The following is a 25,761-nucleotide window of genomic DNA, read 5'->3' on the forward strand; positions in this document are numbered from 1 at the left end:
CAGCGCTGTGACTGCACGGACCCCCGACTCTGCCCGGGACATCCCCGAGGCGACCGTCGCCAGGCTTCCCGTGTACCTGCGTGCCCTCATCGGCCTCGCCGAGGACGGGACCACCACCTGCTCCAGCGAGGAGCTCGCCGCCTCCGCCGGCGTCAACAGCGCCAAGCTCCGCAAGGACCTGTCCTACCTCGGCAGCTACGGCACCCGCGGCGTCGGCTACGACGTGGAGTACCTGCGCTACCAGATCGCCCGCGAGATCGGCGTCACCCAGGACTGGCCCGTGGTCATCGTGGGCATCGGCAACCTCGGCCACGCCCTCGCCAACTACTCCGGCTTCCGCAGCCGCGGCTTCCGGGTCGTGGCGCTGCTCGACGCCGACCCCGCACGGCACGCCGAGGTCGTGGCCGGCCTCGACGTCCGCTCCTTCGAGGACCTCGAGTCCATCGTCGCCGAGCACGCCGTCGCCATCGGCGTGATCGCCACCCCGGCGGTCGCCGCGCAGTCCGTGGCGGACCGGATGGTCGCCTGCGGCATCACCAGCATCCTCAACTTCGCGCCGACCGTCCTGTCGGTGCCCGACGGCGTCGACGTGCGCAAGGTGGACCTGTCCATCGAGCTGCAGATCCTCGCCTACCACGAGCAGCGGAAGGCGATCGTGCCCGGATCGGAGAGTGTCTCGTGAGCGTCCTCGTGGTGGGGATCTCCCACAAGTCCGCGCCGGTGGAGCTGCTGGAGCGGCTCGCCCTCGACGGCGACGGCACGACCAAGCTGATCGCCGACGTGATGGGCGGCGAGCACGTCACCGAGGCGACCGCGATCGTCACCTGCAACCGGCTCGAGGTCTACGCCGAGGTCGACCGCTTCCACGGCTCCGTCGAGGCCCTGTCCGGCCTCCTCGTCGAGCGGGCCGGCCAGCCCACCGAGGCCCTCCTGCCGCACCTCTACGTCCACTACGACGAAGGCGCGGTCTCCCACCTCTTCCAGGTCGCCGCCGGCCTCGACTCGATGGTCGTCGGCGAGGGCCAGATCCTGGGCCAGACGCGCGACGCCCTGCGCGTCGGCCAGGAGCACGGCACCGTCGGCCCGGCGCTCAACACGCTCTTCCAGCAGGCCCTGCGCGTCGGCAAGCGCGCCCACGCCGAGACCGACATCGACCGCGCGGCCCCGTCGCTGGTCAGCGCCGCGCTCGAGCGCAGCGCCGTGGCCGTCGCCGGTGCGCGCGTCGTCGTGATCGGTGCCGGCGCGATGGCGTCCCTCGCCGTCGCCCACCTCGCGCGGGGCGGCGCCGGCACCATCACGGTGCTCAACCGCACCTCCGCCAACGCCGACCGCCTCGCCGACGAGTACGGCGCCACGTCGCTGCCGCTGTCCGCGCTGGGCGCCCAGCTGGCCGAGGCCGACCTCGTCGTCTCCTGCACCGGGGCGCCCGAGCCGCTGGTGCGCCTCTCCGACGTGGTCACCGCCCGCGGCAGCAGCGACCGGCCGCTGACCGTCATCGACCTCGCGCTGCCCCACGACGTCGACCCCGCCCTCGGCGAGCTGCCGGGCGTCGAGCTGATCAACCTCGCCGGCCTCGCCGACGAGCTGCGCGGTCTCGAGGCCACTGCCGGTGTCGACGACGTACGCACCATCGTCGGGCAGGAGATCGCCGCCTTCCTCGCCGTCCGGCGGCAGGCGAGCGTCACGCCCACCGTGGTCGCGCTGCGCTCGATGGCGACCACGGTGGTCGACGCCGAGATGGAGCGCCTCGCCGCCCGCCTGCCCGAGATCGACGACGCCACCCGCGCCGAGGTGCTGCAGACCGTGCGCCGGGTCGCCGACAAGCTCCTCCACGAGCCGACCGTGCGGGTCAAGGAGCTCGCGGACGCCGAGCCGGCCGTCTCCTACACCGCCGCGCTGGCCGAGCTGTTCCGCCTCGACCCGCAGGCCGTGGACCGGATGACGCGGGCGGAGGGCAAGCCATGACGGCCGCGACCCCCGCCGTGCTGCGCCTCGGCACCCGCGCCTCGGCGCTGGCCACCACCCAGTCCGGCCTCGTGGCAGACATGATCCGCGAGCGCCTCGGCCGCGAGGTCGAGCTCGTCGAGGTCTCGACCGAGGGCGACCGCAGTGCGGCCCCGCTGGCCACGATGGGCGGGACCGGTGTCTTCGTCAGCGCGCTGCGCGACGCCCTGCTCGCCGGGCGGGTCGACGTCGCCGTCCACTCGCTCAAGGACCTGCCCACCACCCCGGCAGAGGGCATCGCCCTGGCCGCGGTGCCGCTGCGCGAGGACCCCCGCGACGTCGTCGTGGCCCGCGACGGGCTCACCCTGGGCGAGCTGCCGGTCGGCAGCACCCTGGGCACCGGCTCGCCGCGCCGGGTGAGCCAGCTCGCCGCCCTCGGCCTCGGCCTGGACCTCCACGGCATCCGCGGCAACGTCGACACCCGCATCCGCAAGGTCCGCGAGGGCGAGGTCGACGCGGTCGTCCTGGCCCGTGCCGGGCTGGCCCGGCTGGGTCGGCTCGACGAGGTCACCGAGGTGCTCGACCCGCTGCAGATGCTGCCGGCGCCCGGCCAGGGCGCGCTCGCCGTCGAGTGCCGCTCCGACGACACCGACCTGGTCGCCGCGCTGTCGCACCTCGAGGACCCCGCCACCCGCGCCGCCGTCACGGCCGAGCGCGCCGTCCTGTCCGCCCTCGAGGCCGGCTGCTCGGCCCCGCTGGGTGCGCTGGCCGAGGTGGTCGAGGGCGAGGACGGCGAGGAGCTGTGGCTGCGTGCCGTGGCCCTGTCGGAGGACGGCGGGCTGTCGGTGCGGATGAGCGCGACCGGCCCGGTCGCGGACGCCGCCCACCTCGGAACACGCCTCGCGAGCGAGATGCTCGCCGAGGGAGCAGCAGACCTGATGGAAGCACCACCAGTGAGGAACCAGCACGCATGACGCGAGTACAGACCCCGCAGGCCACCACCCCCGCCCAGGGCTGGGTGTCGTTCGTCGGCAGCGGACCCGGTGACCCGGGCCTGCTGACGGTGCGTGCCGTGGAGCTCATCGAGGCGGCCGAGGTCGTCGTGACCGAGGCCCCCGAGCACGTGGACCTGGTCCGGTCGCTCCTCGGCCTCGCCGAGGGCCCCGACGGGTCCTGGGACGGACCGGAGATCGTGGACGGCGGCTTCGGCGAGGACGGCCAGCCGCTGACCCACGCGGCCCGCGCCAAGGTCGTCGTACGCCACGGCAAGAAGCAGCGCGTGGTCCGGCTGATGACCGGCGACCCGTTCCTCTACGCCTCCGGCCCCGAGGAGGCGCAGGCCTGCGTCAAGGCCGGCGTCGGCTTCGAGGTCGTCCCCGGCGTCTCGTCGGTGAGCGCGGTCCCGGCCTACGCCGGCATCCCGCTGACCACCAAGCGGCACCGCGAGATGGCCGTCGTCACCTGCGGCGAGAAGGTCGACTGGAGCGCCTACGCCGACGACCGCACCCTCGTCCTGCTCTCCGGCGTCGGCAGCATCGGCGAGACCTCCGCGGCCCTCATCGAGGCGGGCCGCTCGCCCGAGACTCCCGTCGCGATGACCCGCGTCGGCACCACGACCGAGCAGCAGACCCTCATCTCCACGCTCGCCGACATCGCCGCCGACGCCCGCGCGGCGCGCATCTCGCCGCCGGCGATCACCGTCATCGGCGACGTCGTCGACCTGCGGCAGACGCTGTCGTGGTTCGAGACCAAGCCGCTCTTCGGCTGGCGCGTGCTGGTGCCCCGCACGAAGGAGCAGGCCGGCTCGCTCTCGCGCCGCCTGCGCGACTACGGCGCCGTGCCCGAGGAGGTCCCCACCATCTCGGTCGAGCCGCCGCGCAACCCGCTGCAGATGGACAAGGCCGTGCGCGGCCTCGTCGAGGGCCGCTACGAGTGGATCGCCTTCACCTCGGTCAACGCGGTGAAGGCCGTGCGCGAGAAGTTCGAGGACTACGGCCTCGACGCCCGCGCGTTCTCCGGGCTCAAGATCGCCGCGGTCGGCGACAAGACCGCCCAGGCCATCGCCGACTGGGGCCTCCGCGCCGACCTCGTGCCGTCCGGTGAGCAGTCCGCCGCCGGCCTGCTCGAGGACTGGCCGCCCTACGACGAGGTGCTCGACCCGATCAACCGGGTCTTCCTCCCGCGCGCCGACATCGCCACGGAGAACCTCGTCGCCGGCCTGGTCGACCTCGGCTGGGAGTGCGACGACGTCACGGCCTACCGGACCGTGCGCGCCACCCCGCCGCCGGCGCCGGTGCGCGACGCGATCAAGACCGGCAAGTTCGACGCCGTCGTCTTCACCTCGTCCTCGACGGTGCGCAACCTGGTCGGCATCGCCGGCAAGCCGCACCCGTCGACGATCATCGCCGTGATCGGTCCCGCGACGGCCAAGACCGCCGAGGAGCACGGCCTCCGGGTCGACGTCCTCGCGCCCACGCCCGACGTGGAGGTCCTGGTGGACGCGCTGGCCGACTTCGGCGCCACGCGTCGCCTCGCGATGCTGGAGGGCGGCGAGCCCGTCACCCGCCCCAGCGAGCGCACCGCCTCCGGGCGCCGCAAGGCCCGCGCCAAGTAGCCACCAGCGGTGGGGAAGGATGGACCCGTGACCGAGGACAGCCAGCTCGAGGTTCCGACCATCCGACCCCGCCGGCTCCGGCGCACCCCGGCGCTGCGGCGCATGGTCGCCGAGACCCACGTGGTGCCCAGCTCGCTGGTGCTGCCGGTCTTCGTGCGCGAGGGCATCGACGAGCCCCGCCCGATCTCCACCATGCCGGGCGTCGTCCAGCACTCGCGCGACTCGCTCAAGCGGGCGGCCGCCGAGGCGGCCGAGCTCGGCCTCGGCGGCGTGATGCTCTTCGGCATCCCCGAGCACAAGGACGCCACCGGCTCCGGCGGCATCGACCCCGCGGGCGTGCTCAACCTCGCCATCACCGACGTCGTCGCCGAGGTGGGCGACCAGCTCACCGTGATGTCGGACCTGTGCCTCGACGAGTTCACCGACCACGGGCACTGCGGCCTGCTCACCAGCGACGGTGAGGTCGACAACGACCGGACGCTCGCGGCGTACGCCGAGATGGCGCTCGCCCAGGCGGCCGCGGGCGTCGACATGGTCGGTCCCAGCGGGATGATGGACGGCCAGGTCGCCGTGGTGCGGCAGGCGCTCGACGGCGCCGGGCACAGCCACGTCTCCGTGCTGGCCTACTCCGCCAAGTACGCCTCTGCCTTCTTCGGCCCGTTCCGCGAGGCCGTCGACTCCTCGCTCGTCGGCGACCGCCGGACCTACCAGCAGGACCCCGCCAACGCCGTCGAGGGCGTGCGCGAGGTGCTGCTCGACGTGGAGCAGGGCGCCGACATCGTGATGGTCAAGCCGGCCCTGTCCTACCTCGACGTCGTCCGCCGGGTGCGCGACGCCGTCGACGTCCCGGTCGCGGCCTACAACATCTCCGGCGAGTACGCCATGGTCGAGGCCGCCGCCGCCAACGGCTGGATCGACCGCGAGGCCGCCATCCTGGAGACCCTCACCTCGATCCGCCGCGCCGGCGCCGACGTGGTGCTGACCTACTGGGCCTCGGAGGCCGCACGGCTGTTCGCCCGCTGAGGCCTGGGGCGACATCCCGGACACGTGTCCGGGGCGCCCGCCTAGGGGTTCATCAGGTTGTTGATGCAGGCATTGAGCTGGTTGAGGTTGATCGCCAGGATCCCCGAGGCGAGGCACTGCGCCTGGGCCTGCGCCCAGGTGAGCGTCTGCGTCAGCGTCGGGACCGGGACGGTCGGCAGCGGGGGCAGCGTGGACGGCACCGCCGTCGGCTGGGACGTGGGGGTCTGGGTCGGCACGGCCGTCGGGTCGTCGGTCGGCGACTGGGTCGGGCTCTGGGTCGGGTTCTGCGTCGGGCTCGGCGTCGGGTTCTGCGTCGGGTCCTGGGTGGGGTCCTGCGTGGGCGTCTGCGTGGGGGTCGGCGTCGTCGTCTGCGTCGTCGTCGGGCTGGGGCCCTTGGTCGGCGACGGGTTCTTCGTCGGCCGGTCCTCGTCGCGGTCGTCCTTGGTGCCGGCCGATCCCTTGCCGCCGCGGTTCCCGTCGCCGCCGCCGTCGGTCCCGCCAGTGGCGGCGGTCGTCCCCGGCACCATGACCCCGCTGGGCAGGGTGGAGGTCGGCACGGCGCTGAAGTCGCCGTCGAGGTAGGCCTGCATGATGGACAGGACCAGGTCGACGTAGTCGTTGGAGTGGTTGTAGCGGTAGACCGAGGCCCGCTGGCCCTGCTCCGTCGACAGGTCGTCCTCGCCGGAGCAGAGGTAGACGGCGGTCGACAGCGCGGCGTCGTCGACGTCCTGCGGGGCGCGGCGGCCGTCGCTGTCGCCGTCGACGCCCACCACCGACCAGGTGGACGGGATGAACTGCATGGGGCCGACCGCGCGGTCCCAGCGGGTGTCGGCGTCGTACTGCCCGCCGTCGGTGTCGACGATCGCCTGGGTGTCGTTGCTGCCGTCGAGGGCGATGCCGACGATGGCGGGCCGGGCCACGCCCGACTCGTCGAGCGAGCTGCCGCCGGAGCGGCCGTGGTCGGACTCGACGCGACCGATCGCGGCGACGAGCTCCCACGAGAGCCGGCACCCCGGGTCGGCCTTGTTGATCACGCCCTCGGCGCGCTGGTAGGCGGCGAGCGCGACCTGCGGGATGTCGCCGGCCGAGCCGGGGGTGACCGCGGCGGCACGGGTGACGGCGTCGCCCACGCTGGCGGGCGCCTCGATGACGGCGGCGGGGAGGTTGGTGCCGTCGGGGAGCGTCCCGGAGCCCTCGGGGTCGGCGCTGGCGGACCCGACGCCCACACCGGCGAGGCTGGCCGTCCACGCGGCCGAGAGCACGGCCAGCGGGATGATCGCGGTCGCTCGGCGGATGTGGGCGGAACTCGACATGTCGGACACTCTCCCCTGGGTCTTCCCGGTCCATCATGCCCCCTCGGGGGCCATCCACACCCCCCGACGAGGAATCTCCCCACGCACGTTACGCAGCCCCCGGCTGTGGGCCAAGGCACAGCCTCCCCCTGCGGGTGAGCACCGGCTGGGGACGGCTTGCCCACCTACGCGACAATGGGGGGGTGACCACCGCGACCATGTCCACCTCGACCGCGGCCAGCCGGGCGCTGTTCGACCGTGCCCGGGCCGTGACCCCCGGGGGCGTCAACTCGCCGGTCCGCGCCTTCAACGCCGTCGGCGGGACGCCGCGCTTCATCACCTCGGCGTCCGGCGCGTGGCTCACCGACGCCGACGGCAACGACTACGTCGACCTCATCTGCTCGTGGGGCCCGATGCTCCTCGGCCACGCGCACCCGGAGGTCCAGGCCCAGGTCATGGCGGCCGTCGCCCGCGGGACGTCGTACGGCACGCCGACGCAGCCCGAGGTCGAGCTGGCGGAGGAGATCGTCGCGCGCACACCGGTCGAGCGGGTCCGGTTCGTGTCGTCGGGCACGGAGGCCACGATGTCGGCCATCCGCCTGGCCCGCGGGGCCACCGGCCGCGACCTGGTGGTCAAGTTCGCCGGCTGCTACCACGGTCACGTCGACCCGCTGCTCGCCGAGGCCGGCTCGGGCGTCGCCACGCTCGCGGTGCCCGGCACCAGCGGCGTGCCCGCCTCCTCGGCCGCCGAGACGCTCGTCCTGCCCTACAACGACCGCGACGCGGTGCGGGCGGCGTTCGCGGCGCACGGTCCGCGGATCGCCTGCCTGATCACCGAGGCCACCCCCGGCAACATGGGGGTCGTGCCGCCGGAGCCCGGCTTAAACGCGTTCCTCGCCGAGACCTGCCGCACGCACGGCGCGCTGTTCATCAGCGACGAGGTGATGACCGGCTTCCGCGCCACCGCGCAGGGCGGCTGGGGCCTCGACGGCGCCGTCGAGGGCTGGGTCCCGGACCTGATGACGTTCGGCAAGGTGATGGGTGGCGGCTTCCCGGCCGCGGCCTTCGGCGGCCGGAGCGACCTGATGGCCCACCTCGCCCCCGAGGGGCCCGTCTACCAGGCCGGCACGCTGTCGGGGAACCCGGTGGCGACCACCGCGGGCCTCGCGACGCTGCGGCTCGCCACCCCCGAGGTCTACGCCCACCTCGACGCCACGGCCACGACCATCCGGGACGCCGTCGCCGAGCACCTCGGGGCGGCCGGCGTGCCGCACACCGTGCAGACCGCCGGCACGATGTTCTCGGTCTTCTTCACCGGTGGGCCGGTGCGCGACTTCGCCACCGCGAGCCGGACGGACACCCGCGCCTACGCCGCGTTCTTCCACTCCATGCTCGACCAGGGCGTCTACCTGCCGCCGTCGGCCTACGAGGCGTGGTTCGTCTCCGCCGCCCACGACGACCGGGCGGTGTCCACCATCATCGATGCGCTGCCCGCCGCCGCCGCGGCAGCCGCGACCGCGGGAGGCCGCTGACATGGGTGACCGGACGATCGTCCACCTCCTCCGCCACGGCGAGGTGCACAACCCCGGGGGCGTGCTCTACGGCCGCCTCGACGGCTTCCACCTCTCCGACCTGGGCCGGCAGATGGCGCACCGGATCGCCGAGGCCGTCGGCCACCGCGACATCGTGCACATGCGTACGTCCCCGCTCGAGCGGGCCCGCGAGACCGGCGCGCCGCTGGCCGAGGCGCGCGGCCTCACCCCGACGGTCGACCCGCGCGTCATCGAGTCGAGCAACGAGTTCCAGGGCGTCAACTTCGGCGGCGGCGCGATGACCTTCGTCAAGCAGCCGTGGCTGCTGCGCCACATGTACAACCCGTTCAAGCCCTCGTGGGGCGAGCCCTACGACGAGATCGCGGGCCGGATGGTCGCCGCCATCCACGACGCGCGCGACGCGGCCCGCGGCCACGAGGCCGTCATCGTGTCCCACCAGCTGCCCATCTGGACCACGCGGCTGTTCCTCGAGAAGCGCAGCTACCTCCACCACCCCAAGTCGCGCCAGTGCACCCTGTGCTCGCTGACCAGCGTGGTCTTCGACGGCGACCGCATGGTGCAGGTCCGCTACTCCGAGCCGGCGGGCGACCTGATCCCCGTCGCCGACCGGTCCGCCCCGTTCTCCGCCGGCGGGGCGCCGCGGGAGGACCGGCCCTGAAGCTCCTGCGCGCGCTCGTCGCTCCTCTCCTCGCCCTCGCCTGCCTGCTCGTGCTCGCGGGCTGCTCCGGCCTGTCCGGCACCGGCGACAAGGGCTACATCTCGGGGGAGGGCGTCCCGGTCGAGGTGGCCCGGGAGGACCGCGACGCTCCGGTCGACCTGAGCGGCACCGACCTCGACGGTCAGGACGTCGACCTGGCGCAGCTGCGCGGCAAGCCGGTCGTGGTCAACGTCTGGTGGTCGGAGTGCCCCCCGTGCCGGGTCGAGCAGCCCGACCTCAACGAAGCCGCCGCCGAGCTGGGTGACGACGCCACCTTCGTCGGGCTCAACATCCGCGACTCGTCCGCCGACAAGGCCCTCGCCTTCGTCCGCAACTTCGAGGTGCCCTACCCCTCGATCTACTCGCCCGACGGCCAGGCGCTGCTGTCGTTCGCCGGCACGCTCAACCCGCGCTCCATCCCCAGCACCGTCGTGCTCGACGCCGAGGGCCGCGTGGCCGCCTCGGTGCAGGGCCGCATCCCCACCACGCAGACCCTCCTCTCGCTGGTCGAGGCGGCGGCCGCGGATGGGTGAGCTCTTCCAGGAGACGGCCCTCTCCGGGTCGCTCATCCTCGCGCTGCCCGTCGCCCTGCTCGCCGGGCTGGTGTCCTTCTTCAGCCCCTGCGTGATCCCGCTGCTGCCCGGCTACCTGTCCTACGCCACGGGGCTGTCCGGCGCGGACCTCGAGGAGGCCCGCCGCAGCCGGCTGGTGACGGGTGCGGTGCTGTTCGTGCTCGGCTTCTCGGTCGTCTTCGTGCTCCTCGGCAGCCTCACCGGTGCCGCCGGCGCCTGGCTGTTCACCCACACCCGCCAGCTCAACGTCGTCCTCGGGGTCATCACGATCCTGCTCGGCGTCGCGTTCCTCGGCGGGATCGGCTTCCTCCAGCGCGACTGGCGCATCCACAAGGTCCCCGCCGTCGGGCTGGCCGCCGCGCCGCTGCTCGGCTTCCTGTTCGGCGTCGGCTGGACGCCGTGCGTCGGCCCGACGCTGGCAGCCATCAACGTGCTGTCGGTCAACGAGGCGACCGCCGGTCGCGGGGCCGTGCTCTCCGCCGTGTTCGCGCTCGGGCTCGGCCTGCCCTTCATCGCCGCCGCCGTGGCCTACCGGCGGATGATCCGCGCCTTCGCGGTCGTGCGCCGCCACCAGGTCCTCGTCATGCGCATCGGCGGCGGGATGATGGTCGTGGTCGGCATCCTCCTCGTCACGGGCTGGTGGGACCGCATCGTGCAGTGGCTGCAGCTGCAGGCCGTCCAGGGATTCACGGTGGCGGTGTGACCGACCTCCGGCAGCGGCCGTCCGACGACCGCCAGGCCACCCCGCTGCCCGCGGACCTCGACGCCCGCGGGCTGGTCCGCTGGTCGTGGCGCCAGCTGACCTCGATGCGCACGGCGCTCGTCCTGCTGCTGCTGCTCGCCCTGGCCGCGATCCCGGGATCCGTCGTCCCGCAGGAGAACATCGACTCGCTGGCCGTCTCGCAGTGGCGCGACGACCACCCGCGGCTCGCCCCGATCTGGGACCGGCTCGACCTGTTCTCGGTCTACGGCTCGGTGTGGTTCTCCGCGATCTACATCCTGCTGATGATCTCGCTGGTCGGCTGCATCATCCCGCGCCTGTTCGTCTACGGCCGCGCCCTGCGCGCCCGGCCGCCGCGCGCACCCCGCCACCTCTCGCGGCTGCCCGAGAGCACGTCGTACGTCACCGACGAGGACCCGGAGGACGTGCTGCGCCGGGCCACCGACGTGGTCCGCGGGCGCCGGTTCCGCGTGGACCGGGCCGAGGGCTCCGACGCCGTCGCCGCCGAGCGCGGCCACCTGCGCGAGGCCGGCAACCTGGTCTTCCACCTCGCCGTCACCATCGTCCTGGTCGGGGTCGCCGTCGGCAGCCTGTTCGGCTACAAGGGCGGCGTCATCATGTACAACGGCGACGAGTTCGGCTTCTCCAACAACCTCACCCAGTACGACGACTTCGCGCCCGGCAGCCTGTTCGACCCGGCGGTGATGGAGCCGTTCTCCTTCAGCATCACCGACTTCGACGTCGAGTGGATCACCGAGGGGCAGCGCGCCGGGATGGCGCGGGAGTTCGTCGCCCACCTCGACTACACCACCGAGCCCGGCGCCGAGGCGCAGGAGTACGACCTCAAGGTGAACCACCCGCTGGCGATCGGCGGGACCGACGTCTTCCTGGTCGGGCACGGCTACGCCCCGGTCGTCACGATCCGCGACGGCGACGGCAACGTCGTCCAGTCGGGTCCGAGCGTCTTCCTGCCCACCAACGCGCAGACGTTCGAGTCGTTCGGGGTCATCAAGGCACCCGACGCCCAGCCCGAGCAGATCGGGCTCGAGGGCACGTTCTACCCGACGTTCGCGATGGGCCGTGACGCCGCCGGCGAGCTGACCATGCCGGCGTCCATCTGGGGCGACGCGCTCGACCCGCTGGTCTCCCTGCAGGTCTACACCGGCGACGTCGGCCTCGACGACGGCTCGGGCTCGTCGGTCTACGTCCTCGACAAGACCCGCGCCACGCAGGTCCTCAAGGCCAACGGCCAGCCGTTCCGGATGGACCTGCGCCCGGGCGACACCGTGACCCTGCCCGACGGCCTCGGCAGCGTCACCTTCGACGGCCTCCAGCGCTGGAACAAGATCCAAATCAGCCGCAGCCCCGGCAAGATGGTCGCGCTCGTGGGTGTCGTGCTCGCCCTCACGGGGCTGCTCGGCTCGCTGTTCGTGCGGCCGCGCCGGGTGTGGGTGCGCGCGCGGCGCCGAGAGGACGGCAGCACCCTCGTCGAGGTGGCCCGCCTCGACCGGTCCAACGGGGCCGTGCCGGGCGAGAGCACCGAGCTCGACGAGATCGTGGCGGCCCTCCGGGGCCCCGACAAGGCCGAGACGGCCGACAAGGCCGAGAGGCCCGAGGAGGAGACGTCGTGACCGACGCACAGTGGGAAGTCTTCAGCTACCAGGGCGTGATCGCCGCGGCCGTCCTCTACTTCGTGGCGATGCTCGCCTACTTCGTCGAGCTCGCCGGGCTGCGCACCGTCGGCTCGGAGGAGACGGTGGAGGACCGGCGCACGGCGATGGCCGGGCGGCTCGGGCTCGTCCTGACCGGCTTCGCGGCCGCGGTGCACCTCGTCGCGCTCGTGGCCCGCGGCCTCGCCGCGGACCCCAACCGGGTGCCGTGGGGCAACATGTACGAGTTCGCGATCTCGGGCACCTTCGTGGTCGCCCTCGTGTTCCTCGTCTCGAGCTTCGTGTGGGGCACCGAGTGGCTCGGCCCGCTGGTGACGACGTTCATCGTCGCCGCGCTGATGGCCGCCTTCCTCGCGCTCGACGACGCGGTGCTGCCCCTGCCCGACGCGCTCAACTCCTACTGGCTCGTGATCCACGTCGTCTCGGCCGTCATCTCGACGGGCGCCTTCACCATCGGCGCGCTGCTCTCGGTCCTCTACCTGGTCAAGAGCCGCTCCAGCGCACGGACGGGCTACCTCGCCCGCGTCCCCGACCTCGCGCGGCTGGACCGGCTGTCCTACCGGATGCACGCCTTCGCCTTCCCGGTGTGGACCTTCGCGGTCCTCATCACCGGGCCGATCTGGGCCCACCAGGCCTGGGGCGCCTACTGGAACTGGGACCCCAAGGAGGTGTGGGCCTTCATCACGTGGGTGGTCTACGCCGCCTACCTCCACGCCCGGGCGACCGCCGGCTGGCGCGGGCGCAACGCCGCCTACCTGGCGTTGCTCGGCGTCGCGACCCTCTGGTTCAACTTCATCGGGATCAACTTCTTCAGCTCCTCCAGCCAGCACTCGTACGCCGAGAGCGCGGGCGAGGTCGTGCGGGTCGACCGGGTCGCGGAGGACGCCGGGACCGGGTCCTCAGCCGTCGTCGGGGTCGCGCGGGCGGTCGAGGCCACGCAGGAAGTCGGGGTCGTCGTCGGGGCCGATCACCCGCGGGCGTGAGCCGCTGGCGCCGTCGAGGCGCCGCAGCGACAGCCTGACCAGGACCCACACGGCGAACGCGATCAGCGCGACCACGAGCAGGACCTTGAGCATTCCTCCAATGTAGTCGGCACGTCCTAGGCTGGAGCCGTGAAGGAGTTCGTCGTCTACACAGCGATGCGGATCGCGCTGTTCCTCGCCTCGTTCGGCATCGTCGTCGGTGTCATGGCCCTGGTCCTCGACGGCCGCTTCAACCTGTTCTGGGCGGTGGTCCTGGCCTTCCTGATCTCCGGCGTCGCCTCGTTCTACCTCCTCGACCGCCAGCGCGAGGCCTTCGCCCGACGCGTCGAGACGCGGGCCGCGAAGGCCGCGGCCGCGTTCGAGGAGCGCAAGGCGCGCGAGGACCGGGACTGAGTCCAGGTCGAGTGGTGGCCCCGACGCTGACCCGCCGCCAGGCGCTGGCCTGGCGCCTCGGGCGCCAGCACCTCGTCGGCGGTGCGTCCGGACCGGCGGAGGTGGTGCGCACCCTCGCCGCGGTCTCCGTCTTCGGCTCCGACCCCGACCTCGCCGTACGCCGCCGGCTGGCGTCGCCCGGCGAGCCGGGGGAGGTGCAGCGGGCCCTCCGCGACGGCCGGCTGATGCGCACCTTCTCGTTCCGCGGCTCGGTGCAGCTGATGGCCCCGGAGACCGCCGGCGCCTACCTCGCCCTGCGCGCCGCCGGCCGCCAGTGGGAGCTGCGCAGCTGGGTCGAGCACTACCGGGTCCGGCCCGAGGAGTGGCCCGACCTGCGCGAGGTGGTGCGCGGTGCGGTGGCCGACGGCCCGGTCGTCCCGCAGGCGGTCGCCGACGCGCTGACCGCCGGTCGTCGGTTCGCCCACCTGGCCCCGCAGTTCGCCGAGCCCAACCCCACCTTCCTCAAGCCCTTCGCGTGGCAGGGCGACATCGTCCTCGGCCCCGAGCTCGACGGACCGCTCACCCTGCAGAGCCCTGCCGCGTCACCCGCCTGGGCGGGGATCCCGCCGCTCGACGAGGCGGGGCCGCGCGCCGTCCTCGACTACCTCCGTGCCTACGGCCCGGCCACGCCCGCCCACCTCGACGACTGGCTCGGGGGCGGTCTCAGCGCCGGGCGGGCGCGGCTGCGCCGCTGGTGGGCCGAGGTGGAGCCCGGGCTGGTGGAGGTGGACGTCGAGGGCGAGCGCCGGTGGCTCGTCGCCGACGACGCGGACGAGGTCGCCGGCACCCGGCCCGCCAGCCGCGTCGTGCTCCTGCCCGGGAAGGACGACTGGGTGATGGGCCCCGGCACCAAGGACACCTGGGTCGTGCCGCCCGAGCAGCGCACCGCCATGACTCGCGGCGCCGCCCCGGTGGTCGTCGACGGCGTCGTCGCCGGGACCTGGCGCGTCCACGGCGACGGCGTGGAGCTCACCTGCCGCCTCGTCGACGCCGACCTGGCCGCCGCGCGCGCCGAGGTCTCGCTGCTCGGCGGCCTGCTGGGCCGCGACCTCTCGCTCAGAACCCCGTGAGGCTGTGGGGCGGCTCGGCCAGGTCCGCCATCGCGGCGAACCGGCGTACGCCCTCGTCCGGGCCGTCGACGCGACCGGCGCGCCGCAGCAGCCCGACCGGGACGGCGCTGAGGTAGAGGCTGGCCAGGGTGCTCGCGTCGACGTGGACGTCGGCGGCACGGTCCGTGCGGGCCACCGCGGCGGTGCCGTCCGTGGCGGTGACCTCGAAGCGGCCGGCGGCGTGGCCCTGCGGGTCGTCCACCTCGAGCACGACCGCGCCGTCACCGGCCCACGGGCGGGCCTCGAGGGCCCGGGGGACGTCGAGGACGCGGAGCCAGAGGAATTCCTGGACCTCGGTCGTGCGCACGCGGTTGAGGTCCGTGAGCGCCCACGCGAGGGGGTCCTCGGGGTGGAACAGGTTGAAGGTGACCGTCCGGATGCGGTCCATCCGGCCGAGCAGCGACCACAGCGCGAGCTGCGCCTGGCTGGTCAGCGCGATCATCTCCTCGACGCGGAGGGAGTACTTCTCGCCGTGCTTGAACAGGACGAAGCCGTCGACGTGGCCGTCGGCGTCGAGGTGGACCGCGGCCCTGAGCTTGCGGTTGGCGCCGCCGCCGTCGAAGTCGTAGGCGCCGGTGTGGATGTCCTCGTACTGTGCGGGCCACTCGACCGAGCCCCGCTGCCGGGCGTGGAAGGCGTCGAAGACCCCCTTGACGTGCGCCCACGCGTCCTTCGGCTCGATGAGCTCGACGCGCCCCGGGTCGCTGGAGGAGCGCATCTCGAAGCCGGGTGTCGTGTCGACCTCGACGCCGCACCGGAACGTCGCCGCGCCGAAGCCCCAGCGTCCGTAGATGGTGGCCTCCGACGCGGTGAGGGCGGCCATCGGCACACCCTGCGCGACGGCGTCGGCGAGGTCGTCCTCGATGAACCGGCGCAGCAGCCCCCGGCGGCGGTGGGCGGCGCTCGTGGTGACGTCGGTGATCATCCGCAGCGGCAGGAGCCCACGCCCGGCGTTGAGCGTCTTGTCGAGGCTGGCGTAGGTCGCCACGGGGATCGGGCCGGCACCGAACTCCCCCTCGGGCAGCCAGGCGCCGCGGACCACCACCCGGTCGGCGCGGTAGTGGCCCACCCACCGCTGGACCATCTCGTCCTCGGGCCGGTCGTCGCGGAACCCGCGCAGCACGCCCTCGATCCACCCCCTCCGCCGGGCGACGGCGGCCTCGGAGTCGTCGAACAGGTCGAGGGTCGCGACGTCGTAGTCCACGCGGTCACGCTAGTGAACGGCTCGGCGGCGCGGCCACGGATTATCCCTCAGGCGAGGACCAGCAGCGGCACCGCGACGAGGACCGACCAGACCAGCTCGGAGGCGCCGGTGGCGGCGAGCACGGGGACGAGGGACGGGCCGGACGCGCCGGTCAGGACGGCCCGGGTGGGGGCCGCGGCCCGGGCGAGGAAACCGAGTCCCACCAGCGCCCACCAGGTGGTCGCTGCGGCGACGGCCACGACCGCGGCGGCCGCCGCCAGGACGAGGAAGGCGTAGAGGAAGCGGGTGCGCTCGTCGCCCAGCCGCACCGCGAGCGTGCGCTTGCCGGCGACGGTGTCGGTGGGGATGTCGCGGAGGTTGTTGGCGACCAGGATGGCGCAGGCCAGCGCGCCGATGCCGACTCCGGCGTAGAGGGCCGGCCACTCCCACGTCCGGGTCTGGACGTAGGTCGTGCCGACGACCGCCACGAGGCCGAAGAACACGAAGACCATGACCTCGCCCAGGCCGAGGTAGCCGTAGGGCTTGCCCCCGCCGGTGTAGAACCACGCCGCGACCACGCAGACGGCGCCGACCGCGACGAGCCACCAGGCGGTCGTCGCCGCGAGCACGAGGCCGGCGGCGGCGGCGACCCCGAACGCGGCGAAGGCCGCGGCCTTCACCGCGGCCGGCGTCGCCGCACCGGACCCGACCAGGCGCATCGGGCCGACCCGGTCGGCGTCGGTGCCGCGGATGCCGTCGGAGTAGTCGTTGGCGTAGTTGACCCCGACCTGCAGCGCGAGGCTCACGACGAGGGCGAGCAGCGCCTTCCACCACACCGCCTCGTCGACGTGCGCCGCGACACCGGTGCCGGCCAGCACGGGGGCGACGGCCGCGGGAAGGGTGCGCGGCCGGGCGCCGGCGAGCCAGTCAGCGGGGTAGGTCACCGCCGGATTGTGTCAGTGCCGGGTCGGGGTCGAGGAGCGAGGGCGGTCCGGCGGCCGCGACCTCCTCGACGTCGGGAGCGTCGGCGCGGGCGTCGGCGAGGACGTCGGCCGGCACGTTGTGCTCGAGCCAGCGCCGGCCCGCGTGGGCGGCGAAGTGGAGGCCGGTCGCGGCCGCGGTGACGATGGCGGCGATGGTCAGCCAGCCGAAGGCGCCCCACTCCATCGCGAGGAAGCCGTAGACCGCCGGCGCCCAGAAGCGGCCGAGGGTGCCGCCGAGCTCGGAGACGCCCTGGTAGTCGCCGCGCCGCCGCGGGTCCATGAGCTCGACCTCGAGGGTCCAGCCCGACGCGGACAGGAACAGCTCGGACCAGGTGAGGACGACGTGGCCGAGGAAGAAGAGCGCGATCGTCAGCCAGCCGACGGTCTCGTGGGTGACGAGGGTGATCACGCAGGTGAGGACGAAGAAGACCGTGGAGAGGCGCACGGCCCGCAGGGCGGTGGTGACGTCGCGGATGCCGCGGGACGCCAGCCGCGGGAGCACGATGCACATGAGCGTGTTGGTGCCGAAGAGCAGCGCGACGAGGACCTCGGGGGCGTCGGTCTCGGTGACCAGCCAGACCGGGATCACGGTGTGCAGCAGCACCTGGTTGGTCCACATCACGCCGGTCAGGGCGGTGACCGCGAGCCAGCTGCGGTTGCGGATCGCGGGGATGCCCTCGGGCTTGGCGCGCGGCTCCGGCCCGCGGACGTCGTGGCTGGCGTCGGGCAGCCGGAGCACCGCGACGCTGTTGGCCACGAACAGCACCGCGCTCAGCATCGGTGCCCACCGCAGCGCGTCGGTGCCGAAGGCGATCGCCACCACGCCGATCAGCCCGCCGAGGCTGAACCCGAGGTTGAGCGCGGAGTACATGTAGGCCCGCGACTCCACCCGCTCGGCCGGCGGCAGGACGTCGATGACGTAGGCGCCGTGGGCGGTGCCGGCCAGCGTGCCGACGACCTCCATGGCCACCGCGAGGGCGACGTACTCGGGGAAGCTGTCGATCCACGGCCACGCCGCGAACAGGGCGCCCTGCACCAGGGCGCTCAGCGACCACATCCGCTTGGGGCCGAAGCGGTCGACCAGCCTGCCCATGGGCACCGCCACCACGAAGCTCGCGATCGCGGCGATCGTGAGACCGAGGCCCACCTGGCCCAGCGACAGGCCGACGACGAGGATGAAGAACACCGCCGACCCGGCCAGGAAGGCCCCGTCCGCGGAGGCGAAGATGAGCGACTGGGCGGACAGCCGCCCGGCGAGGGTGGACGGGGGAGTGGCGTAGCGCTTGAGGGCAGTGAGCATCGCCGACATCCTCTCCCGCGGCACCGACGTCCGTCCTCCGATTTCCGGGTGGGGTGCGCCACCCCGGACCGACGGCGGGCCGCGTCGTCAGGTGCCGGCGGGGGAGAGCATCCCCTGGTCCACCCACATCTCGACGACGGCCCAGCCGTCGGGCTCGGGTGCGGCGACCACGATCCGGCCGCTGTAGCGGCCCTCGACCTGCCGCCAGCCGAGCAGCAACGCGGCCTGGCGACCGTGGGGCCCGTCGTACCAGCAGTGCCGCACCGGCGGGGCCGGCGGCTCGCGGGGCGCCGGGTGCTCGACGGGTCGCTCGGGCGCCACCCCGTGGCCGGCCTCGCGCGCCCGGGTGTTGGCGACGCGCTCGGCGAGCGTCTCCCGTCGCCCCGACGTCATCCCACCGGCCATGTCGCGAAGGGTAGGCGGCGCCACCGACCCTCGCCGGAGCCCGCTGGGCGCCGTCAGGCGCCGGGCACCACGCGCAGGTCGCGGTCGGCGCCGTCGCCGAGGGCCCGCAGCGCCTCCTGGTAGCCCGCGCTGTCGTGCGCGGCGACGGCCGCCTCCACCGACGGGAACTCGATGACCACCGTGCGGGTCGACTCGCCCTTCTCGAAGGTCGCCTCCGGCAACCCCCTGGCGAGGAACCGCCCGCCCGCCTCGCGCAGGGCCGGGCCGGCGAGGTCGGCGTACGCCGCCACCTTGGCGGGGTCGTGCACGGCCTTGTAGACGCAGATCCAGTAGGCACTCATGCGCCGACAGTACGACGTGCGTCCCGCCTCAGGCGGCGCTGCCGTGCCGGGCGAGATAGCGCTCGGCGGCACGCGCCGAGGGTGCCATCGTGAGGGTGGAGACGACGACGATCGCCGCGATGACGATCCAGCCCAGCGAGCCCTGCTCCAACGCCAGCCAGGTGAACAGCGCCGGCGCCCACACCGAGCCGGCCGTGTGACCGATGTGGGCCGCGCCCTGGTACTCCGCGCGCTGGTCGGGATCGGTCAGCTCAGACTGGAAGCCCCAGGAGCCGGCCGACTGGAACAGCTCGGCACCGGTGACCGTCACGTGGCCCAGCCAGACCAGGAAGATCGTCAACCAGCCGAGGGTGTCGTGGGTGGCCAGCACGATGGCGCAGGACAGCACGAAGAACCCCGCCGAGATGTAGGACGCCCGCAGCGAGCGGGCGACCGAGTCGACCCCGCGGGCGGCCGCGACCTGCAGCAGCACGGCCATCACGGTGTTGGTGCCGAACAGCCACGCGAGCAGCACGCGCGGTGCGTCGGTCTCCTCCACCAGCCACAGCGGGATCACGATGTTGAGCAGCACCTGGTTGGTGCCGAGCACGCCGTCGCCGGTCATCAGCGCGAGGAAGGCGCGGTTCTTCAGCGCCGCGGGCTTGATCGTGGCGTCGTCGGCGTGGGTCGTCACGGCCCGGGCGGGCGGGTCGGGCAGCCGGGTGATCCACCAGGCGTTGGCCAGCAGGATCGCGCCGGTGAGGACCGGCACCGCCCGCACGACGGCGTCGCTGTCGGTGGCCAGCGCGAGCCCGCCGATGAGCGCACCGAGGGTGAAGCCGATGTTGAGCGCGGCCCGCATGAACGCCTGCGACTCGACGCGCTCCTCGCGGGTGAAGATGTCGAGCGTGTAGGCCCCGCGCCCGCTCCAGCCGGCCTGGCTGACCACCTCGAGCACCACCATCATCAGCAGGTAGGCCGCGAAGCCGTGGATGAACGGCCAGACCAGGTAGAGCGCGGACGTGAGGAACGCGCTGACGGCCCAGGTGCGCCGGGTGCCGACGCGGTCGGCCAGCTTGCCCGACGGGACGGCGAAGAAGAACGACGTGATGCCGGCGACGGTGAGGCCGATGCCCACCTGGGCGGGCGAGAGCCCGACGATCTGGGTGAAGAAGACGGCCGAGCCGGTGATGAAGGTGCCCTCGCCGACGGCGAAGAGGATCGACTGCACCGACAGCGACCGGGCGAGCGGGCTGGGCGGCAGCTGTCGTCGCCACCACGACTCCCGCGGTGGGGCACTGCGGGAGCGGTCCTCGGTCCCGTCCTCGGTCCCCGTGCCGTCCATCCGCCCGATGGTCGCAGACCGGTTAGCGTTCGTCGTGTGAGTTTCCTCCGACCCTCGGACGAGCCCGCGGTCGCGGTCCGGCAGCTGTCGCGGTGGCTCGAGCAGGACGTCCCCGACCCGCTGCTGATCGAGACCTCCGGCTCCACCGGCAGGCCCAAGGGCGTGGTGGTCCCGCGGCGGGCCGTGCTCGCCAGCGTGGGCGCCTCGGCCCGCCGGCTCGGTGCGTCGGGGCGCTGGCTGCTCGCGCTCCCGTCGTCGTACGTCGCCGGGGTGCAGGTCGTCGTCCGCTCGCTCGTCGCCGGGCACGCGCCGACGGTCGTCGAGGGGCTCGACATCGCGACCGCCCTGGCCGCCGGCGACTCCGACGTCCCGGCGTTCGTCTCGCTGGTCCCCACCCAGCTGCACCGGATCCTGGCCGACCCCGAGCAGCTGGAGGCGCTGGCCCGCTGCCACACGGTGCTCGTCGGCGGCGGTGGCCTCGACCCGGCCCTGCGTCGGCGCGCGGAGGGCCGGGGGGTCCGGGTGGTGACCACCTACGGGTCCTCGGAGACGGCCGGTGGCTGTGTCTACGACGGTCTCCCGCTCGACGGCGTCGGGGTCACGATCGGTGCGGACGGTCGCATCCGGATCGCGGGCCCGACGCTGTTCAGCCACTACCACGACGACCCGGACCTGACGGCCGAGAGCGTCGTCGACGGCTGGTTCCTGACCTCCGACGCGGGCCGGTTCGACGAGGACGGCCGGCTCCGCGTCGTCGGCCGCATCGACGACGTCGTCGTCAGCGGCGGGGTCAAGGTCCCGCTCTCCACGGTCGCCGAGCGCCTGCGCGAGCACCTGCTCGTGCAGCAGGCGGAGGTGTTCGGCGTGCCGGACCCGGAGTGGGGCCACAAGGTCGTCGCGGTCCTGGTCGGCACCGCCCGCGACGCGGAGCTGCGCGACTGGGTCAGCGTGCACCACCCCCGGTCCTGGGCGCCGCGCGAGTTCCACCGGGTCGAGCGCCTGCCCCTGCTGCCCAACGGCAAGGTCGACCGCCAGGCCCTGCAGGCCGGCCTCTGATGCACGTCTTCTCGATCCCCCTGCGCACCCGGTTCCGCGGCATCACCGTCCGCGAGGGCGTCCTGCTGCGCGGGGACGCCGGCTGGGGGGAGTGGTCGCCGTTCCTGGAGTACGACGACGCCACCTCGCGCCCGTGGCTCGCCTGCGCGCGCGAGTCCGCCGACCAGGGCTGGCCCGAGCCGCTGCGCGACCACGTGCCGGTCAACGTCACGGTCCCGGCCACCGACCCCGCGCACGCCCATGCCATCGTCACGGCCGGCGGCTGCCGCACCGCGAAGGTCAAGGTCGCCGAGCGCGGGCAGAGCCTCGCCGACGACCTCGCCCGGGTGGAGGCGGTGCGCGACGCGCTCGGCCCGGACGGCCTCGTCCGGGTCGACGCCAACGGGGGCTGGGACGTCGACGAGGCCGTCCGCGCGGTCGCGGCGCTCGACCGGGCGGCCGGCGGCCTGGAGTACGTCGAGCAGCCCGTCGCGGAGGTGGAGGACCTCGCCGTCGTACGCCGGCGGGTGCGGGTGCCGGTCGCCGCTGACGAGTCGATCCGGCGTGCCGAGGACCCCTACCGCGTCCGCGACCTCGAGGCCGCCGACATCGCCGTGCTCAAGGTCCAGCCCCTCGGCGGGGTGCGCGCGTGCCTGCGGATCGCGGAGGACATCGGGATGCCGGTCGTCGTCTCCAGCGCCGTGGAGTCGAGCGTGGGGATCGCCGCCGGGGTCGCGCTGGCGGCGGCCCTCCCGGAGCTGCACCACGCCTGCGGGCTCGCCACCGTGCAGCTGCTGACGGACGACGTGGCGCTCGCCCCGATGCTCCCGGTCGACGGCGTGCTGCGGGTGGGTCGGCCGGAGGTGGACGAGGCGGCGCTCGCCCGGCTCGCCGCTCCCGACGACCGGGCGGCCCACTGGCGCGACCGGCTCGCGTCGGTAGGGCAGGATCGCTCCTCGTGAACGACTCGACGGAGCTCGCCCGGACCGTGGTCACGGCGCTCCGCGGCGCCGGGGCGCGCGAGGCGGTGCTCGCGCCGGGGTCCCGCAACGCACCCCTGTCGTTCGCGCTCTTCGACGCCGCGCAGGCGGGCGCCCTGCGCCTGCACACGCGGATCGACGAGCGCACGGCCGGGTTCCTCGCGCTGGGGCTGGCGAAGGTCACCCGCGAACCGGCGGCGGTCGTGTGCACCTCCGGCACCGCCGTCGCCAACCTGCTGCCGGCCGTCATGGAGGCCGCCCACGCCGGGATCCCGCTGGTCGCGGTCACGGCTGATCGTCCGGCCCGGCTCCGGGGAACGGGCGCCAACCAGACCACCGAGCAGGCCGGCGTCTTCGGCGCCTTCGCTCCCACCCTCGACGTGGCCGCCGCCGACCTCGACGAGCAGCTGGCCTTCCTCCGCCGGCACCGGCACCGGCGGCCGCTGCACCTCAACGTGCAGCTCGACGACCCGCTCCTCCCCGACGACGGCTGGGACGTCGGCAGTGTGCCCGAGTGGGTCGACCCCGACCTCGGCCCGGTGCAGACCCAGCACCTGCTGGCCCCCGGCCCGCGCACGGTCGTGGTGGCCGGCGACGACGCCGGTCCGGTCGCCCGGGTGATCGCCGAGCGCGCCGGGTGGCCGCTCCTCGCCGAGCCGTCGAGCGGGTGCCGCACCGGCGACAACGCGATCCGCGCCTACCGGCTCCTCCTCAACGGCGCGCTCGGCGCGCGGGTCGAGCGCGTGGCCGTGCTCGGCCACCCGACGCTGTCCCGCCCGGTCGCGCGCCTGCTCGCGCGCCCGGACGTCGAGGTCGTGTCCGCGCACCACCGCGGCATGTGGACCCGACGCCCGTTCGCCGTGGACCACGAGGCGATCCACCTCCTGGCCACGGACGAGACCGACCGGTCGTGGCTCGACGAGTGGCGCAGCGCGGACCGCTCCGTCTCGCAGCAGCTCGACCGGCTGCTCGCCGCCGAGCCCGACCTCACCCCCCACGAGGTGGCCGGCGCCGTGAGCCGGGCGCTGCCACCGGGCGGGCTGCTGTTCGTCGGCGCCTCCAACCCCGTCCGCGACCTCGACCTGATGGTCGCCCGCTACGAGGTCGGGGGGCGCCGCAAGGTCATCGCCAACCGCGGCCTCGCCGGCATCGACGGCACCACGAGCTCCGCGATCGGCGCGGCGCTGGGCCGGCCGCAGTCCACGCGGGCGCTGGCGCTGATGGGCGACGTGACGTTCCTGCACGACACGACCGGGCTGTTCCTCGGCCCGCGCGAGCCGCGGCCCGACCTGACGATCGTGGTGGTCAACGACGACGGCGGCTCGATCTTCGCGACGCTCGAGCAGGGCGCGCCCGAGTACGCCGACCGCTTCGACACGCTGTTCGGCACCCCGCACGGCGCCGACCTGGGCAGCCTGTGCGCCGCCGCCCGGGTGCCGCACCTCGCCGTGCGGAGCCTGCCGGAGCTCGAGCAGGCGCTCGCGACGCCCAACGGTGGCATCGAGGTGGTCGAGGCGCGTGTGCGCCGCGACAACCGCGCGGACCTGGAGAAAAGGATCCGCGCGCTGTCCCCCTGAGGGGACAACGCGCGGATCGTGGTGCTGGTGCCTGCTGGTCAGTCGATCAGGGCTGCGGGGTCTCCCACACGCGGACCCAGTCGACGTACATGTGCTGCGGCAGCTTCTTGTCGTTCATCTCGAGGGCCTCGTAGTCGGAGGCGAGCAGGCTCAGGATGAGGTACTGCTGCGCCTTGGAGACGCGGGCCGACGTGCGCCAGGTCTCCTTGCCGTCGATGCGGAAGATGATCGCCCTCGGGGTCCACTGGACCGAGAACACGTGGTAGTTCTTCGACCAGCCGTCGCCCTTGTTCTTCAGGAACGACTTCGAGTCCTTGATCCACGAGCCGGTCTTGATCAGGCGCTTGCCCTTGTACCAGTGGATGAAGCTGGTGAGGCCGCCCTGCGGGTGCTTGTCGCCGAAGTACTCGATGACGTCGATCTCGTGGCCGTCGCTGCCCGGCTGGTTCTCGCCGTTGGGCTGCAGCCAGAAGCTGGCGTGCTGGCCCTGGAGCTTGTGCATCTTGATGCGCGCGGCGGCGACGCCGTAGCGGAAGCTGAAGGCGTTGGCGGTGCCGACGTGGCCGTTGAGGCGGTAGCTGATCTTCTTGGTCACCTTGCGGGACTTGGCCGTGCACTTGCCCTTGGCCGATCGGTCCTTGATGACGCTGAGGCGCAGCGCGCCGCCGCCGACCTTGACGGCCTTCGGCGAGCCCTTGGAGCAGGCGCGCTTGCTCTGCTTCTCGTAGTCCTGGCCGCGCATGCTCCACACGGAGGACAGCGAGCCCCCGGAGAACTCGTCGGTGAAGGTCGGGGTGACCCACTGCGAGGTGTCCTGGCTGGTGCTGGTGACTGCCTTGAGGCCGCCGGCCTTCTGCGCGGTGGCGCGGTAGGTCAGGGGCAGGCCGCCCTTGGAGACCAGTGCGGCGAAGTGGGCGCGGCCCGACTTCTCCTGCTTGGCGGTGGCGACCTTCGTCCACGACGAGCCGTTGAGCTGCTCGAGGACGACCTTGCGACCCACCTTGACCGGCTTGATCGTCGCGGTCACGGCAGCCTTCGCGGAGCTCGCGCTGGCGGCGCCCCGGCCCTGCTGGACGATCTGCGGCAGCACCTCCAGCGAGATCTTCTGGCCGGCCTTCTCGGCGGTCGGCGTCGAGGCGGCGCGAGCCGCCGACTCGGTGGCCGATCCGGTCTCGGTCGTCAGGAGCAGGGACGCGGGCAGGAGCAGCGCGGCGACGCTGCCTGCGAGCACGCGGCGTGCAGACATGTGAACTCTCTTCGTCTCGGGTGCGATTGGCTTTCCCCCAGGGCACTCCACCCAGTCGGAGGCGCGACCACCATAACCGCGCACCCCGTGCGGGAGACGATTCGCCGCCTAGGCTGCGTGTCATGAGGATCACCAAGTTCGGTCATGCGTGCGTGCGCATCGAGGGTGACGGCGGCGTCGTCGTCATCGACCCGGGCGTCTTCACCGACGCGGCCGCGCTCGCGGGCGCCGATGCCGTCCTGATCACGCACGAGCACGCCGACCACGTGCACCCCGACCACCTCCGCGGCACGGACGTGCCCGTCTGGACGATCGCGGCGGTGGAGCGGCTGCTGCGTGACCAGGCGCCCGAGGTCGCCGAGCGCGTCACCGTCGTCCGCCCGGGCGACCGGCTCGAGGTGGCGGGCACGGCCGTCGAGGTGGTGGGGGACAAGCACGCGGTCATCCACCCCGACTACGACCGGTTCGACAACTCCGGCTACGTCCTCGAGTCGGGCGGGACCAGCGTCTACCACCCGGGCGACGCCCTCACCCCGCCCGGCCGGGCCGTCGACGTGCTGCTCGCCCCGGTCAGCGCGCCGTGGCTCAAGGTGGCGGAGGCCGTCGACTTCGTCCGCGAGGTCGCGGCGCCGAGGTCGCTGGGCATCCACGACCGCGTCTACAGCGACATCGGCCTCGACATGGTCGCCACGCACATGGGCAACCTGCTGCCGGCCGGCCAGTCGTTCGAGCGCCGGGAGCCGGGCCAGGACCTCTGAGGTCGGTCCGGGGTCGGTC

26 protein-coding genes are annotated in these 25,761 nt (G+C 73.6%); 17 read left to right on the forward strand and 9 right to left on the reverse strand.

Annotated features, from left to right (window positions below; genetic code table 11):
* Nucleotides 1-7 precede the first annotated feature (7 nt).
* Genes HN031_RS09930 through hemB form a run of 5 tightly spaced genes read left to right on the forward strand, consistent with a single transcriptional unit; the run spans nt 8 to nt 5,581 of the window.
* A complete protein-coding gene (locus tag HN031_RS09930) occupies nt 8-682 on the forward strand; it encodes a redox-sensing transcriptional repressor Rex (protein ID WP_172269463.1) in 675 nt (224 codons plus the stop codon).
* Nucleotides 679-1,965 (forward strand): glutamyl-tRNA reductase, encoded by a 1,287-nt coding sequence (locus tag HN031_RS09935; protein ID WP_172269464.1) that lies wholly within the window; start codon nt 679-681, stop codon nt 1,963-1,965. The genes HN031_RS09930 and HN031_RS09935 overlap by 4 nt, the downstream gene beginning before the upstream one ends.
* Nucleotides 1,962-2,918: a hydroxymethylbilane synthase gene (gene hemC / locus HN031_RS09940; RefSeq protein WP_172269465.1), complete on the forward strand. Its 957-nt coding sequence runs from the start codon at nt 1,962-1,964 to the stop codon at nt 2,916-2,918. The genes HN031_RS09935 and hemC overlap by 4 nt, the downstream gene beginning before the upstream one ends.
* Nucleotides 2,915-4,558, forward strand: coding sequence for a uroporphyrinogen-III synthase (locus tag HN031_RS09945; protein ID WP_172269466.1), 1,644 nt, complete (start codon nt 2,915-2,917; stop codon nt 4,556-4,558). Before hemC ends, HN031_RS09945 begins: the two co-directional genes overlap by 4 nt.
* Nucleotides 4,559-4,585: 27 nt before the next feature.
* Nucleotides 4,586-5,581: a porphobilinogen synthase gene (gene hemB / locus HN031_RS09950; protein ID WP_172269467.1), complete on the forward strand. Its 996-nt coding sequence runs from the start codon at nt 4,586-4,588 to the stop codon at nt 5,579-5,581.
* Nucleotides 5,582-5,622: 41 nt separating this feature from the next.
* Here hemB and HN031_RS22000 read toward each other — a convergent pair whose 3' ends face one another.
* On the reverse strand, nt 5,623-6,894 hold the full coding sequence (locus HN031_RS22000; RefSeq protein ID WP_172269468.1) for a lytic murein transglycosylase: 1,272 nt from the start codon (nt 6,892-6,894) through the stop codon (nt 5,623-5,625).
* Nucleotides 6,895-7,091: 197 nt separating this feature from the next.
* On the opposite strand from HN031_RS22000, the gene hemL reads away from it, so the two are divergent.
* Genes hemL through ccsB form a run of 6 tightly spaced genes read left to right on the forward strand, consistent with a single transcriptional unit; the run spans nt 7,092 to nt 13,069 of the window.
* Entirely contained in the window at nt 7,092-8,405 is a 1,314-nt protein-coding gene (gene hemL, locus HN031_RS09960; RefSeq protein WP_172271569.1) for a glutamate-1-semialdehyde 2,1-aminomutase, read from the forward strand.
* A gap of 1 nt (nt 8,406) precedes the next feature.
* Nucleotides 8,407-9,084, forward strand: coding sequence for a histidine phosphatase family protein (locus HN031_RS09965; protein ID WP_172269469.1), 678 nt, complete (start codon nt 8,407-8,409; stop codon nt 9,082-9,084).
* A 50-nt stretch (nt 9,085-9,134) separates the two neighbouring features.
* A complete protein-coding gene (locus HN031_RS09970) occupies nt 9,135-9,656 on the forward strand; it encodes a TlpA disulfide reductase family protein (RefSeq protein WP_322425058.1) in 522 nt (173 codons plus the stop codon).
* Nucleotides 9,649-10,398, forward strand: coding sequence for a cytochrome c biogenesis CcdA family protein (locus HN031_RS09975; protein WP_172269470.1), 750 nt, complete (start codon nt 9,649-9,651; stop codon nt 10,396-10,398). The genes HN031_RS09970 and HN031_RS09975 overlap by 8 nt, the downstream gene beginning before the upstream one ends.
* Nucleotides 10,395-12,047, forward strand: coding sequence for a cytochrome c biogenesis protein ResB (locus HN031_RS09980; protein ID WP_367650719.1), 1,653 nt, complete (start codon nt 10,395-10,397; stop codon nt 12,045-12,047). Before HN031_RS09975 ends, HN031_RS09980 begins: the two co-directional genes overlap by 4 nt.
* Entirely contained in the window at nt 12,044-13,069 is a 1,026-nt protein-coding gene (gene ccsB, locus HN031_RS09985; RefSeq protein WP_367650720.1) for a c-type cytochrome biogenesis protein CcsB, read from the forward strand. The genes HN031_RS09980 and ccsB overlap by 4 nt, the downstream gene beginning before the upstream one ends.
* Here ccsB and HN031_RS09990 read toward each other — a convergent pair.
* Nucleotides 12,986-13,162, reverse strand: a complete 177-nt coding sequence (locus HN031_RS09990) for a hypothetical protein (protein ID WP_172269472.1) — start codon at nt 13,160-13,162, stop codon at nt 12,986-12,988. The genes ccsB and HN031_RS09990 overlap by 84 nt on opposite strands.
* A 36-nt stretch (nt 13,163-13,198) precedes the next feature.
* Between HN031_RS09990 and HN031_RS09995 the strand changes: the two genes are divergently transcribed.
* Both HN031_RS09995 and HN031_RS10000 read left to right on the forward strand, forming a co-directional pair.
* Nucleotides 13,199-13,462, forward strand: coding sequence for a DUF4229 domain-containing protein (locus HN031_RS09995; protein ID WP_172269474.1), 264 nt, complete (start codon nt 13,199-13,201; stop codon nt 13,460-13,462).
* A 14-nt stretch (nt 13,463-13,476) separates the two neighbouring features.
* Complete coding sequence (locus HN031_RS10000) at nt 13,477-14,571, forward strand: crosslink repair DNA glycosylase YcaQ family protein (protein ID WP_367650721.1); 1,095 nt, start codon at nt 13,477-13,479, stop codon at nt 14,569-14,571.
* On the opposite strand, the gene HN031_RS10005 is transcribed toward HN031_RS10000, so the two are convergent.
* The 6 genes from HN031_RS10005 to HN031_RS10030 all read right to left on the reverse strand — a co-directional run bounded on the left by HN031_RS10005 (nt 14,558) and on the right by HN031_RS10030 (nt 20,146).
* A complete protein-coding gene (locus HN031_RS10005; RefSeq protein WP_172269478.1) occupies nt 14,558-15,814 on the reverse strand; it encodes a GNAT family N-acetyltransferase in 1,257 nt (418 codons plus the stop codon). The two genes, HN031_RS10000 and HN031_RS10005, sit on opposite strands and share 14 nt — an antisense overlap.
* Before the next feature lie 47 nt (nt 15,815-15,861).
* Nucleotides 15,862-16,737, reverse strand: coding sequence for a 1,4-dihydroxy-2-naphthoate polyprenyltransferase (locus HN031_RS10010; protein WP_172269480.1), 876 nt, complete (start codon nt 16,735-16,737; stop codon nt 15,862-15,864).
* Complete coding sequence (locus HN031_RS10015; protein ID WP_172269482.1) at nt 16,721-18,076, reverse strand: MFS transporter; 1,356 nt, start codon at nt 18,074-18,076, stop codon at nt 16,721-16,723. The genes HN031_RS10010 and HN031_RS10015 overlap by 17 nt, the downstream gene beginning before the upstream one ends.
* A gap of 87 nt (nt 18,077-18,163) precedes the next feature.
* Nucleotides 18,164-18,481, reverse strand: a complete 318-nt coding sequence (locus HN031_RS10020; protein ID WP_172269484.1) for a hypothetical protein — start codon at nt 18,479-18,481, stop codon at nt 18,164-18,166.
* A 53-nt stretch (nt 18,482-18,534) separates the two neighbouring features.
* A complete protein-coding gene (locus tag HN031_RS10025; RefSeq protein ID WP_172269486.1) occupies nt 18,535-18,822 on the reverse strand; it encodes a DUF1330 domain-containing protein in 288 nt (95 codons plus the stop codon).
* 28 nt (nt 18,823-18,850) lie between these two features.
* A complete protein-coding gene (locus HN031_RS10030; RefSeq protein WP_172269488.1) occupies nt 18,851-20,146 on the reverse strand; it encodes an MFS transporter in 1,296 nt (431 codons plus the stop codon).
* 36 nt (nt 20,147-20,182) lie between these two features.
* Here HN031_RS10030 and HN031_RS10035 point away from each other — a divergent pair, with 36 nt between their 5' ends.
* The 3 genes from HN031_RS10035 to menD are packed head-to-tail and all read left to right on the forward strand — an operon-like array spanning nt 20,183 to nt 23,738.
* A complete protein-coding gene (locus HN031_RS10035; RefSeq protein ID WP_367650722.1) occupies nt 20,183-21,202 on the forward strand; it encodes an AMP-binding protein in 1,020 nt (339 codons plus the stop codon).
* Complete coding sequence (locus tag HN031_RS10040) at nt 21,202-22,143, forward strand: o-succinylbenzoate synthase (protein ID WP_172269490.1); 942 nt, start codon at nt 21,202-21,204, stop codon at nt 22,141-22,143. The genes HN031_RS10035 and HN031_RS10040 overlap by 1 nt, the downstream gene beginning before the upstream one ends.
* Entirely contained in the window at nt 22,140-23,738 is a 1,599-nt protein-coding gene (gene menD / locus HN031_RS10045; RefSeq protein WP_172269492.1) for a 2-succinyl-5-enolpyruvyl-6-hydroxy-3-cyclohexene-1-carboxylic-acid synthase, read from the forward strand. Before HN031_RS10040 ends, menD begins: the two co-directional genes overlap by 4 nt.
* A 46-nt stretch (nt 23,739-23,784) precedes the next feature.
* Here menD and HN031_RS10050 read toward each other — a convergent pair whose 3' ends face one another.
* A complete protein-coding gene (locus tag HN031_RS10050) occupies nt 23,785-24,984 on the reverse strand; it encodes a family 16 glycosylhydrolase (protein WP_172269494.1) in 1,200 nt (399 codons plus the stop codon).
* A gap of 122 nt (nt 24,985-25,106) precedes the next feature.
* Here HN031_RS10050 and HN031_RS10055 point away from each other — a divergent pair, with 122 nt between their 5' ends.
* Entirely contained in the window at nt 25,107-25,742 is a 636-nt protein-coding gene (locus HN031_RS10055; protein ID WP_172269496.1) for an MBL fold metallo-hydrolase, read from the forward strand.
* Nucleotides 25,743-25,761 lie beyond the last annotated feature (19 nt).

Source organism: Nocardioides sp. zg-1308 (assembly GCF_013155375.1).
GTDB lineage: Bacteria > Actinomycetota > Actinomycetes > Propionibacteriales > Nocardioidaceae > Nocardioides > Nocardioides renjunii.